At 37.9% G+C, this 12,204-nt stretch carries 11 protein-coding genes and 3 pseudogenes; 1 reads left to right on the forward strand and 13 read right to left on the reverse strand.

The features are described 5' to 3' along the window. Positions 1–104 precede the first annotated feature (104 nt). From RCG17_RS05390 to rpsU, 9 genes and pseudogenes are all read right to left on the reverse strand, one after another. Positions 105–496, reverse strand: a pseudogene (locus tag RCG17_RS05390) (diacylglycerol kinase family protein). Beyond that, positions 474–944, reverse strand: a complete 471-nt coding sequence (gene ybeY / locus RCG17_RS05395; RefSeq protein ID WP_308174227.1) for an rRNA maturation RNase YbeY — start codon at positions 942–944, stop codon at positions 474–476. Before ybeY ends, RCG17_RS05390 begins: the two are co-directional and overlap by 23 nt. Then, entirely contained in the window at positions 941–3,061 is a 2,121-nt protein-coding gene (locus RCG17_RS05400) for an HD family phosphohydrolase (RefSeq protein ID WP_308174228.1), read from the reverse strand. The genes ybeY and RCG17_RS05400 overlap by 4 nt, the downstream gene beginning before the upstream one ends. A gap of 163 nt (positions 3,062–3,224) precedes the next feature. Then, a pseudogene (locus tag RCG17_RS05405) lies at positions 3,225–4,200 on the reverse strand (PhoH family protein). Continuing rightward, positions 4,201–4,563, reverse strand: coding sequence for a sporulation protein YqfD (locus RCG17_RS05410; protein WP_308175770.1), 363 nt, complete (start codon positions 4,561–4,563; stop codon positions 4,201–4,203). Next, positions 4,502–5,410 (reverse strand): sporulation protein YqfD, encoded by a 909-nt coding sequence (gene yqfD / locus RCG17_RS05415; RefSeq protein ID WP_308174229.1) that lies wholly within the window; start codon positions 5,408–5,410, stop codon positions 4,502–4,504. Before yqfD ends, RCG17_RS05410 begins: the two co-directional genes overlap by 62 nt. Further along, positions 5,407–5,709 carry a sporulation protein YqfC gene (gene yqfC / locus RCG17_RS05420; protein ID WP_308174230.1) on the reverse strand — a complete coding sequence of 101 codons (303 nt, stop codon included), beginning with the start codon at positions 5,707–5,709 and terminating at the stop codon, positions 5,407–5,409. Before yqfC ends, yqfD begins: the two co-directional genes overlap by 4 nt. Positions 5,710–6,022: 313 nt before the next feature. Next, the gene (locus tag RCG17_RS05425; protein ID WP_308174231.1) at positions 6,023–6,466 is read right to left on the reverse strand and encodes a GatB/YqeY domain-containing protein; all 444 of its coding nucleotides are present in this window, start codon (positions 6,464–6,466) and stop codon (positions 6,023–6,025) included. A 15-nt stretch (positions 6,467–6,481) separates the two neighbouring features. After that, positions 6,482–6,655, reverse strand: a complete 174-nt coding sequence (rpsU, locus tag RCG17_RS05430) for a 30S ribosomal protein S21 (RefSeq protein WP_026572407.1) — start codon at positions 6,653–6,655, stop codon at positions 6,482–6,484. Between the two features lie 223 nt (positions 6,656–6,878). Between rpsU and RCG17_RS05435 the strand changes: the two genes are divergently transcribed. Beyond that, positions 6,879–7,802: a Na/Pi symporter gene (locus RCG17_RS05435; protein WP_308174232.1), complete on the forward strand. Its 924-nt coding sequence runs from the start codon at positions 6,879–6,881 to the stop codon at positions 7,800–7,802. A 34-nt stretch (positions 7,803–7,836) separates the two neighbouring features. Here the strand turns inward: RCG17_RS05435 and mtaB are convergent, their stop codons facing one another. The 4 genes and pseudogenes from mtaB to dnaJ all read right to left on the reverse strand — a co-directional run bounded on the left by mtaB (position 7,837) and on the right by dnaJ (position 12,137). Further along, complete coding sequence (gene mtaB / locus RCG17_RS05440; protein WP_308174233.1) at positions 7,837–9,186, reverse strand: tRNA (N(6)-L-threonylcarbamoyladenosine(37)-C(2))-methylthiotransferase MtaB; 1,350 nt, start codon at positions 9,184–9,186, stop codon at positions 7,837–7,839. A 5-nt stretch (positions 9,187–9,191) separates the two neighbouring features. Next, positions 9,192–9,941 carry a 16S rRNA (uracil(1498)-N(3))-methyltransferase gene (locus RCG17_RS05445; RefSeq protein WP_308174234.1) on the reverse strand — a complete coding sequence of 250 codons (750 nt, stop codon included), beginning with the start codon at positions 9,939–9,941 and terminating at the stop codon, positions 9,192–9,194. A gap of 109 nt (positions 9,942–10,050) precedes the next feature. Next, positions 10,051–10,992: a 50S ribosomal protein L11 methyltransferase gene (gene prmA / locus RCG17_RS05450; RefSeq protein ID WP_308174235.1), complete on the reverse strand. Its 942-nt coding sequence runs from the start codon at positions 10,990–10,992 to the stop codon at positions 10,051–10,053. Positions 10,993–11,010: 18 nt separating this feature from the next. Next, positions 11,011–12,137: pseudogene (gene dnaJ / locus RCG17_RS05455) on the reverse strand (molecular chaperone DnaJ). Positions 12,138–12,204 lie beyond the last annotated feature (67 nt).

Consider the following 12,204-nt stretch of genomic DNA (forward strand, 5'->3'; position numbering starts at 1 on the left):
TTCTAAAAAAATAATAAAAACATTTTGAATTTTCTAATAAATCGATAAAATCAATGATTGAATTTTGGAGTCGTTTCCAGCATTAATAATCAGGAATCTTTCAGCTAAAGGAACCGTAAAAGATACGGCCCAAAAATAATGATTCCGATAATGACTGAGATAATGGCAAAACTAAAAACGGCCCGGCTGCTAAATCCTTTGCTTGTTTTGCTAGTGGATGAAAATCAAGCGTAACTAAGTCTACCATACGTTCAATCGCTGTATTCATTATTTCTAAAGAAATCATTCCACCAATGGTTAAAAGAATGATTAACCACTCTAACGCGGATATAGAAAAGAAAAAACCAAAAATAATAACAATCAGCGAGATACTTAAGTGAATACGTATATTTCGTTCCTGTATTATTGCTGTCCGAATGCCTGCAATAGCATATGAAAATGAGCTTAGCAAAGAGATTTGCCTTTTCTTTTCTTTACCGTTTAAGTCCATATTCATCTAATATTTCTTTCTGCAAAGTAAACATTTCACGCTCATCTTCTTCTGTCATGTGATCATATCCTAGTAAATGCAAGAAGCCATGGACGGCAAGAAAACCAAATTCACGGACAAAAGAATGGCCATATTCCTCTGCTTGTTCTTTCGCTTTTGCAATTGAAATAATGATATCCCCCAGGATCCTTGGAATATCTGCACCAACAAGTTCTACCTCTCCCTCACCAAGTTCCTCGAGCGCAAATGAAATAACATCTGTAACCGCATCCTTATCCCTATATTCCCGATTAATTTCTTGAATTCTTTCATTGGTGACGAATGTAACGGAAACTTCACTTCCATCCTCAATCGCCAGCTTTGCTGCGGCAAAATTTAATAATTTTTCAATTACATCTATTTGCTCGTTCGAGACATTATTTGTTTCGTCTAAAAAATCAATCACTAAATTCATCCCTGTTTCACCTTCTGCTCAGTCATATTTGGATATTCAATTCTCGAATGAAAAATTCCCTTTACAGATTCGCAAAGAGTATGGAAAATGATATCTACTTCTTTTAATGTTAAGTCACACTCATTTAATTGACCGTCCTGGAGGCGGTCATCGATAATTTTCTTTACTAAATTTTCAATTTGTTCTGGTGTTGGGGACTTTAAAGAACGGACAGCAGCTTCAACACTATCAGCAATTCCAACGATTGCTGATTCCTTCGTTTGGGCTTTAGGTCCTGGATAACGAAACTCTTCTTCCTTCATCTCCTTACCATCCTGCATGGCCCGATGATAGAAATATTTTAATACAGTAGTACCATGATGCTGCTCTGCTATTTCAATAATTTCTTTAGGAATTCGATAGCTTTTCAGAATATTAACTCCATCAGAGACATGGGAAATAATAATTTCCGTACTCTTTTCAGGTGCTAATCGATCATGCGGATTTTCACGATTCATTTGATTTTCAATAAAGAAATTGGGTCTTCTTGTTTTCCCAATATCATGATAATAGGCTCCTACCCTTGCAATAAGTCCATTGGCTCCGATTGCTTCACAAGCAGACTCAGACAAATTCGCCACCATTAAACTATGGTGATAGGTTCCAGGTGCCTCAGTCAGGATCTTTCTTAGCAATGGATGGGTGGGGTTAGATAATTCAATTAATTTCATAGTAGATAAAATCCCAAAGGTTGCCTCAAAAAAAGGAAGCAATCCCATCGTTAAGACAGCAGAAAGCAGTCCTGAAACAATCGCAGTTACTAAATAATACGCATATCCTAGTCCTGAAAAATGCCCATTTGAAAGTAATAATAGGGCAACAATGATAACCAAATTAATAATCGCAGAAAACAAACCAGCTTGTAAAATTTTGAAACGCTGATTTTGATTACTTAAATAAAGAATCCCAGCCAAAGAACTAATAAGAATAAAAATTCCTGTTGAAAAATTAAATGTACCTGCAATCCCTTCATTAAATACAATACTTCCGCAAACTGCCATAATTATCGTAGTTAAAATAGCTAATTTTTCATCGATTAATAATTTTATTAACATACCTCCTAATGCCGCTGGAAATAGATATGTGATCCCTGAAAAGTTAAAAGTTTGCAGCAAGCTGGTAATTTTCATAATCAGGATCAAAATTGTAAATATAATTCCAAATATGAGCATATTAAATTGTTTTTTCTCAGTCGTGGAGGTTTTAAATTCGGAAAAATAATGATAGATGGCTACTAAAATAACGATAATTAAAAATGCTAGCCCTAAAAAGGGATTAAAAGAGCTTGAATTATTGAGAAGCCCCACTAGCTTTAGCTGACGATATATTTCGCTGCTTACTAATTCGCCCTCTTCAACAATAATTTGTCCTTGTAAAATTTTAACTGGTTCCACGCTTTGTGAAGCTTGTCTGCGAAGTTCCTTTGTTGCATTGGAATCATAAACCTCATTCTGTACGACAGCATACCTGCCAAGGTCAATTGCGCACTTTTTTAAACTGCCAGACAATATCGAGTAATTTAATTCATCTTCAATACCTTTTTTTGCATTTTCTATATCATTTGCAGAAATTCTCTTTGCCATTACATTGTTAATGGCTGTCACAGTTATATCCTTTGCGGTTGATAAATCATTAGGGTTAGCTTGTACTAAAGCCAAAAAGTCTTGATCTGATAAATCCTTAACAACTTTTTCCGTTAATTTTGCTTTTAACTGCGAAACCCTATCAGATGGACTTTGTCTTTGGTCATCATTTACTTCTATGGCAGAGTCAAAAATAGAAGTAATTAAATCAACCCGATTTTGAGTATACTCTTTTTTCTTTATATAGACATCTTTTACTTGATCTTCCGCTTCTTTACGCTTTATTTCAGTACTTTCCTTATCCTCTACCGTAATTGGAGATCGTATTGTTTTATTTGCAACAGTAAAGAGACTTAGATTAAGTTTTTCAGGTTTAACATTTGAAAACATGGCTGCATATAGGATAATCCCTAAAATGATGAAAAACAACACACGAAAAAATGTTATATCAAGCATTTTTCTAACTCTATATAAATATTGCTGCAGTTTTTCCAACAAAGTCACTCCCTTACATGAAACCTGATGATAAGACCATCAGAACAATTTCCTCACATAATCAAGAGAGGATATCATCACCGTCCACATCTTATGTAAAATCATATCAGTTTTAAAGAGAAGTTTCATTTACAAATTCGTTAAAAACAATAGACCGTTCAATTTATTGAACGGCCTTCTCTTTACTTTTTTCATATGCTTGAATAATTCGACCAACAAGCGGATGCCTGACAACATCACTTTGTTCTAGGAAAATAAAGGGAATTCCATTAATATCCTTTAAAACCTCTTCTGCAACAATTAAACCTGATTTAACGCCTCTTGGCAAGTCTACCTGTGTTTGGTCTCCGGTAATCACCATTTTTGAACCAAAACCGAGTCTTGTTAAAAACATTTTCATTTGGGCATGTGTGGTATTTTGAGCTTCATCTAATATGACAAACGCATCATCAAGTGTGCGCCCGCGCATATAGGCGAGGGGTGCTATTTCAATAGTTCCACGCTCAATTAATCGCTGTGTATGTTCCGCCCCTAATATGTCATGTAAGGCGTCATATAACGGTCTTAAATACGGGTCAACCTTTTCTTTTAAATCACCAGGTAAAAACCCGAGACTTTCTCCTGCCTCAACAGCCGGTCTTGTCAAAATAATCTTGTTTACCTGACCATTTTTTAGAGCATTAACAGCCATTACAACCGCAAGATAGGTCTTACCTGTTCCTGCCAGGACCAATCCCAAAGACAAGATCATTTTTCCTAATGGAATGGACATAACTCCTCTGACCCAGCGTCTTGATTCGAATTGCTTTCCCTTTTACATTTTTGGCAATTTCCTCTTCATAAAGCTGTTCAAAATAATCAAGTGTACCTTTTTGGCCCATTTGAATGGCATATAACACATCTCGCCCGCTAATATTGACTCCTTTTCTAATCACAAAAATTAAGCGATCAAGAATTTGTGAAGCCAGACTGACCTTTTCTTCCTCGCCTGATAAGCTCACCGATTCTCCTCTTGTGATAACTGTCACATCGAGTTCTTGTTCAATAATTTTTAAATTAGAATCAGAATTTCCAAATAGATTAATGGCCTCTGTTGGATTTTCAAGTTGAACATTTATTGTTTTTAGATTTTCTGTCATTCATTGAGTCTCCTTGGGTTTCGGTTGTATCTGCACAATCGGTTGTTCCTGTGCAATATTTTCGATTACTTTAAAATGGATATCTAGTATAACTTTACCATTCTCAATTACTTTGTGTAAAATTTTTTCATTTTTAATTTTAGCATCTTCATTTATATGATTTTTAATATCCTTTTTAGCCATTTCTGTTGCTATCTTTACTGCTTCCTCTTCATTGTAGACCCGTTCGACCGTTTCCCGTTCACGAATCGTTTTGGACTCAAAGGAAATGGGCAGGTTCCATTTTAAAAAATGGATGGGTTTAATGTTCTCTTCGGTTTTTGAATCCTTGAATTTTGATTTTCCAAACCCCCAGATGGGTATCTCTACATTTCCTGGCTTGGATCAAATATTTTTGGTCTTCTTTCCCATTATATACATTAAAAGTAGTTTTTAACGGTAGTTCAACATGGCTTTTATACCATGTTTCTCCCCAGACCTTTCCTTTAGCTGCTATTGGGATTTCTTCCCCTTCTTTTCCAATTAGACCAGATACAATAATTTGTCCTGGAACAACCTGGTCATGGATGTCCACTAATTTCTGTCCTTTTTCAACCTCCATTTTAACAATCGTAGCTTTTTTGGTAGCGATCAAATTCCTTGGGGCTGGCTGCTCCGGTTCTTTTGGCTGCTTTTTCTCCACTACCTGCAATTGATAGGTTGTCCCTTTTAATTCTACGCCTACCCATGTAATGGCACCAATGTTATCGGTTAGCTTTTTCTGTATAGTATCTACATTGTCAATAAAAAACTGTACCTTGCCTATTTTTACGCCCATCTTGTCCAATTCTTTGCGAATCTTATACTCTGTTGCCGGCTTTGCCCCCTTGATATCAATTCCCCAAACGACATTGGATAATAATATAATGATAAAAAGAAAGAGGACAGCACCTAAAACAAAGCCACTGTTTTTCAACATTCTCTTAAATAAGAATGGGGCTCCGTTCCTTTGCAGGAATGAAACCTCGCATCCACTTTGTTTAACAAACGGTCTTATTTTAAATGCATCTCGGACTCTTATTTTAAAGGTAACCGTTTCGGTCCCATGACGTTTGACATTCCAAATATGAAGTCCGTTTCTCGTCAGCACATTTAAAAAGCGCTCAATTCCTTTTCCTGTTACTTTTGTTGTAACTTCTCCAAATATGAATTCGATCCACTGGTTCTTCATTTTGTTCCTCCCGAATTTTCTTTTATATATATGACTTGATCAATTTTCCCCTCCAATAAGATTTCTTCGGGTAAGATCGTTTTTATGACAAATGCTTTCCCTTTTATCAAAAGCTGCCCTTGCTTTAAGAGCAAACGTAATTCTTTATCGGTAAAAGTTAAAAGCCCTCGATGATTTTCAATATAGATATGAATCTGCCCAATCATCGTTATTCGGGGTAAATCCATCATGACATCTTGAGGAAGATCCATTTTTTTAGCCATCCAGTTACGGACGCGTTGGCCCCATTTTTTTGCCATAAAAAAAGAACCCCCTTTCATCTCATATTTATGAGATAAAAGAAGGTTCTAGCACTTCTTTTTATAAAGAAAACTCGCCGATTGGCGAGCCCTAAAGGGCGAAGACAGAGGCGTAGTTGCACTTGCCAGGCTCGTAGAGTGCCACGTCCTGTGGCACTCGCCTGACTAGGACATCCTGTCCGTCGTGCGACATAGGAAAGTATAAATTTTTAATAAAAATTTATATTTTCCTATTAGCCAAGAAAAGCAGAAGCGTGCATTGGAATATGGAAACGACCGCAAGTAATATACTTGCGGCCTTAGTATCGGCATTTTATGAAAGGTGTTGTTGTACAAGTTTATTTACAAGTGATCCGTCTGCTTTACCTTTAACCTTTGGCATGATTGCAGCCATCACTTTTCCCATCTCAGCTTTTGAATTTGCTCCGACTTCAGAAATTGTAGACTTCACAATCTCTGACAACTCTTCTTCAGAAAGTTGTTTCGGCATATACAGTTCAACAAATGTTAACTCTATACGTATTTTTTCAACAAGGTCTTCACGACCTGCTTTTTCAAATTCATGGAGGGAATCTTTGCGTTGTTTTAATTCGCGAGAAAGGACCGTCAACTCATCTTCTTCAGATAAATCGTGTCCAAGCTTGATTGTTTCGTTTTGGACAGAAGCTTTGATCATCCGAACTACTGAGAGTTTGTCTTTTTCCTTATTTTTCATCGCTTGTTTCATGTCATTATTTAAACGCTCGAGAAGACTCACTAATTACACCCTCTCTTAAAACTTACGTTTTCTTGCTGCTTCAGACTTTTTCTTACGTCTTACACTAGGTTTTTCGTAGAATTCGCGCTTTCTAGCTTCCTGCAAAGTACCAGTTTTAGATACTGTACGTTTGAAGCGACGAAGAGCATCTTCAAGCGATTCGTTTTTACGAACGACGGTTTTAGACATTCTCTTTCCCTCCCTCCGAAACACAACACACTAACATGAATCCATGTACCTTGCAATTATAATATAACCTTTGAACAAGGTCAACTGTATTTCGTGCTTATGAAGCAGTTTCAAGTTAAATATATTTTGGTTGAAAGAAATTAATAGTTCCAACCTACTATTTAAACCCTTTGACTGGCATGTCCCTAACTTTAAACCCATAGAATGAAAAAGGGGGTGAGACATGCATTATATAGTTTTATTTATTTTTTGTATTTTATTATTTATTTTTGGAATGAATATCATTAGGATTGGTTTATTTCATATTTCCGCCGAAAAGCTTAAATCTTGGCTAATCAGACTAACTAGTTCTCCCTTTAAAGGCATGTTAACCGGGACATTCATAACCGCCCTTCTGCAAAGCAGCACAGCCGTTATGGTCATAACAATTGGCTTAATATCTGCAAAGATTATGACCTTTCCGCAATCAATCGGGATTATCCTTGGAACCAATATTGGGACAACTTTTAAAACAGAATTAATAACCTTTGATATTGATGCAGCCATTGTCCCGCTAGCGGTCATTGGTGCAATCCTCATCCTGTTTCAAAATAAAAAGACTCGAAGCATTGGCATGGCTGTTTTTGGGATAGCCGCCGTCTTTACTGCCATGAAAGGGTTTGCGTATTTAGCTCAGCCATTAACCTCACTTCCGATTGTACACAATGGTCTATTAAAGTTAAATGGCAGCATTATTATGAGCCTGTTAATAGGTACGATTCTTACAATTATCATTCAATCAAGTACAGCAATGACTGGCATTGCCATGGGATTCTTAACTGCCGGGCTTTTGAAACTAGATGCTGGAATTGCGATTATGCTTGGGGCAAACATCGGAACCTGCATTACCGCGATCATTGCTTCTATTGGCGGGGGCAAAGAAGCAAAATTAGCCGCTTACGCCCATGTCTGGCTCAATGTTTTTGGCGTTCTGCTCTTCATCCCACTTATTCCAACCCTAACTACCCTTGCTCCATACATTGCAAGTCATAAAGATGTTCAGTTAGCCCACATTAGTGTCATTTTTAACGTGGCATCTTCATTGATTGTATTGCCGTTTGCCACACGTTTTGGGAAAATGATTCTATATTTGCACAACAAAAAATAGACAGTAGATTCCTGTCTATTTTTTTGTGCAATATTTAGATGGCAGTTTTTGCTGCAACTTCATCATCAAGAACTTTGACAAATTGCCCCTCATTGTATGGATATCCAGCTTTCGTCAGCTTCACCTTTACAATTTTACCAATCATATCTTCTGTAGCAGGCAGTACCACCCGCAAATAGTTATCGGTATAGCCCTCAAAAAGGCCGCTTTCTTGGTCCTCATTATAATGCGTTTCTGGAATAACCTCGAGTACTTCACCTTCAAACTGAGAAGCATATTCCTTAGCAAGCTGATCGGAAAGAGTAATCAAACGGTGTACACGTTCATTTTTTACTTCTTCCTCGACTTGATCTTCCATTCTTGCAGCAGGGGTTCCTGTACGCTTTGAATATGGGAATACATGAAGTTCAGAGAATTTATGGTGTTTGATGAAATTATAGGTTTCCATAAATTCTTCTTCGGTTTCCCCTGGGAAACCGACAATGACGTCAGATGTAACGGCTAGGCCAGGTAATACCTCTTTTAGACGGTCTAATCGTTCCCCAAAGAACTCCATTGTATATTTGCGACGCATTCTTTTTAATACTGAATTTGAACCAGATTGAATAGGTATGTGTAAATGACGAACAATAATATTGGAATCCTTAATAACCTCGATGACTTCATCCGTAATTTGACTGGCTTCAATCGATGATATTCGGAGACGCTTTAGTCCGATTACTTCTCTCTCTAAATCTCGCAAGAGCAAGGCAAGATTATAATCCTTCATATCTTCTCCATAACCGCCAGTATGAATCCCTGTTAAGACGATTTCCTTATAGCCGGCATCAACCAGCTGCTGGGCTTGGTGAATAACTTCTTTAGGGTCACGAGATCTCATTAAACCGCGTGCCCATGGAATAATACAAAAAGTACAAAAGTTATTACAGCCTTCTTGAATTTTTAAAGAAGCACGGGTTCTGTCCGTAAATGAAGGAACATCAAGCTCTTCATAAACCCTATTTTTCATAATATTATGAACACCATTAATCGGCTGGCGTTCTTGTTTATATTGCTCAATATAATTGAGCATCTTAACACGGTCTTGCGTCCCTACAACAATATCTACCCCTGGAATTGCCATGATTTCAGCAGGAGATGTTTGCGCATAGCATCCTGTTACACAAATAACGGCATCGGGATTTTTTCTGACTGCACGACGAATAACCTGGCGGCTTTTTTTATCGCCAGTGTTTGTAACAGTACAAGTATTAATAATATATACATCAGAGGTTGATTCAAAATCAACTCGTTCATATCCTTCTTGTTTAAACAATTGCCAAATTGCTTCTGTCTCATAGTGATTCACTTTGCAACCAAGTGTATGAAATGCGACTGTTGGCATGTAACTCACCCCAATAATTCAAAATGATAGGAAATTGCTGCAAGTGTGTATAATGGAGCAGTTTCCGTCCTTAAAATACGTGGACCTAACCCACAAAGCTCAAAGTCCGCTTCCTTCAAACGTGAAATTTCCTCAGAAGAAAGTCCGCCTTCGGGACCAAATAGCAGTATAAGGGATTCCCCTTTTTTAATTTTACTGAGAGTGGATGCAAAAATGGATACTTCCCCATTCCTGCTTTCATCTTCATATGCAGCCAATCTATAATCAAATTCCTTACTCTTCAGTAATAGTTTATTGAAATCCATTGGACTAACGACTTCTGGACAAATAGCCCGATGTGATTGTTCCGCTGCTTCTTTGGCAATTTTTTGCCATCGTTCAACCTTTTTTGCCGTTTTCTTTTCGTCCCATTTTACAATAGACCTTGCGGCAGTAAATGGAACAAATTCAAATGCGCCTAGTTCAGTGCCTTTTTGAATAACCCACTCCAGCTTGTCTCCTTTCGGAAGACCACTGGCTATCGTTACATGAATAGGCAGCTCTGACGTCTCATCTTTCCATTCTACAACGTCTGCAGCCACATATTCATCGGTAATTTCTGCAATTTCACAAACAGCTGCTTTCCCTTGCTTGTTTACACAAATGATCGGATCACCTAATTGAAACCTCATAACCCTTATTATATGGTGACAGTCTTCTCCTTCGATAAAAAAACGATGATTATTTGCGGACTTATTTACAAAGTATCGCTGCAAACAAAGCACCCTCTCTAAAACAGATTACTATTCATTTTACTAAAAAAATTGACATATTAAAAGGAACAGAAAAATGAGGCTGTATTTATTCTCCAGCCCCACATAAAAATTATTTTTTCTTTGCGATGAGCGCTACCCAGTCCTCCATTAAAATGGATTCTTCAATTTCGAAACCGACTTGGATAAGAGCCTCTTTCACCTGATCTTTTTTCGGCTGAATGATTCCAGAGGCTATAAAGTAACCTTCTGGTTTTACAACACGGGCAACATCCTCGGTAAATCTTAGTATTACCTCAGCAAGGATGTTTGCTACAACCACATCAGCCGATAAATCTTCACCACCGTCAAGTAAGTTATTTTGAGCAACTGTAACAACTTCACTTACTTTGTTTAACTTAATATTTAAACGTGCAGATCGAACTGCTACTTCATCTAAGTCATAAGCCCTTATCTGCTCTGCTTCAAGCATGGCTGCTGCAATGCTCAGCACCCCAGAACCCGTACCAACATCGATAACTTTATCCCCCGCTTTTACAGTACGTTCTAAGGCTTGAATACACATAACCGTTGTCGGATGGGTTCCTGTACCAAAAGCCATACCAGGATCTAGTTCAATGATAAGTTCATCACTGTTAACAGGGCTATATTCCTCCCATGTTGGGACGATTGTAAATCTTTCAGAAATTTTCACGGGATGATAATATTTTTTCCAAGCTGTAGCCCATTCCTCTTCATGCACTTCACTAATGGTTACTTTATTAATCCCGACATCAATATTATAAATGATTAGATTATTAATTGATTCCTTGATAGCCTCAACCGTTTCGCCTAAAAAACTGTTAACAGGTAAATAGGCTTTAACAATGACCCCTTCTTCGGGATAATCATTCGGATTAAGTTGGTAGATTTCACCAAATTGATCTTCCCTTTCTTTTGTTAACTCAAAAGGATCCTCAATAACTACACCGCTGGCTCCTGCTTCGTGTAATATATTCGAAATTGGTTCAACCGCCTCATTTGTTGTATGAATGCTGATTTCAGACCATTTCATTTCTACCAACTCCAATCCTTACTCACCTTTAAAGGCTCTTTTTACTTTCGAGAAAAAGCTTTCCTCATGTTCTCCCAGTGGAACAGTTCCACTAACATCTGAAAACTCCCTCAGCAACTGTTTTTGTTTATCAGTAAGCTTGGTAGGAGTTAGAATCCGCACAAGAATATGCTGGTCGCCCACACCATATCCGCGTACATTTGGAACTCCTTTCCCTTTCAAACGGAATTTTGTTCCAGTTTGCGTACCTGCAGGTATTTTCAATTTCACTTTACCATGTAAGGTTGGGACTTCAATTTCATCCCCTAATGCAGCCTGTACAAAGGTAATTGGCATTTCACAATAAATATCATCGCCATCACGTTCAAAAAACTCGTGCCCTCGAACATGGAAAACAACATATAAGTCTCCAGATGGGCCTCCATTTATACCTGCCTCACCTTGGGCAGCCATTCTTAATTGTTGTCCATCATCGATTCCAGCTGGAATCTTCACATGAATCTTTCGGCGTTTTTTCACTTTCCGGCTCCGCCACAAGTAGAACATTTTTGTTTTATTTCTTTTCCTGTCCCATTACAGTAATGACATACTCGGCGATTTACAATTTTACCGAATGGTGTATTCTGTTCAATGTTCAGCTGTCCTGTTCCATGGCAATGTGCACAAGTTTCAGGCTTTGTTCCTGGTTTAGCACCTGAACCATGACATGTATTACATGTTTCTTCCCTTGGAATTTCGATATCCGTTTCTTTACCGAAAGCAGCCTCTTCAAATGTAATGGTCATTGTGTATTGAAGGTCTGCCCCCTGCCTTGGTGCATTAGGGTCCCTTCTTCTTGAACCACCGCCGCCGCCAAAAAAGGTATTAAAGATATCTTCAAAACCGCCAAAGCCGCCAAAGTCTGACCCGCCGCCGAAGCCCTGATTTGGGTCGGTATGGCCGAACTGATCATAATGAGCTCTCTTATGGTCATCACTTAAGACTTCATATGCTTCTTTTACTTCCTTGAATTTTTCAGCCGCATCCGGCTCTTTATTAATATCAGGATGATACTTCTTAGAAAGCTTTCGATAAGCCTTTTTAATTTCATCCTTTGAAGCGCCTTTGCTGACACCAAGCACTTCATAGTAATCCCGCTTACTCATTGATTACCACTCCCGAATCTGTCACATAAAAATTATTGTAACACCCATATGATAAAAGATGCAATTT

Origin of the sequence: Neobacillus sp. PS3-12, assembly GCF_030915385.1 — a bacterium.
Lineage (GTDB): Bacteria > Bacillota > Bacilli > Bacillales > Cytobacillaceae > JAEVLT01.

What these genes read in the sequence shown, in the direction of transcription:
- ybeY (WP_308174227.1), bottom strand. Translation starts at nt 944, where the DNA reads ATGAATTTAGTGATTGATTTTTTAGACGAAACAAATAATGTCTCGAAC.
- yqfD (WP_308174229.1), bottom strand. Translation starts at nt 5,410, where the DNA reads ATGAAGAACCAGTGGATCGAATTCATATTTGGAGAAGTTACAACAAAA.
- yqfC (WP_308174230.1), bottom strand. Translation starts at nt 5,709, where the DNA reads ATGGCAAAAAAATGGGGCCAACGCGTCCGTAACTGGATGGCTAAAAAA.
- rpsU (WP_026572407.1), bottom strand. Translation starts at nt 6,655, where the DNA reads ATGTCTAAAACCGTCGTTCGTAAAAACGAATCGCTTGAAGATGCTCTT.
- RCG17_RS05435 (WP_308174232.1), top strand. Translation starts at nt 6,879, where the DNA reads ATGCATTATATAGTTTTATTTATTTTTTGTATTTTATTATTTATTTTT.
- mtaB (WP_308174233.1), bottom strand. Translation starts at nt 9,186, where the DNA reads ATGCCAACAGTCGCATTTCATACACTTGGTTGCAAAGTGAATCACTAT.
- prmA (WP_308174235.1), bottom strand. Translation starts at nt 10,992, where the DNA reads ATGAAATGGTCTGAAATCAGCATTCATACAACAAATGAGGCGGTTGAA.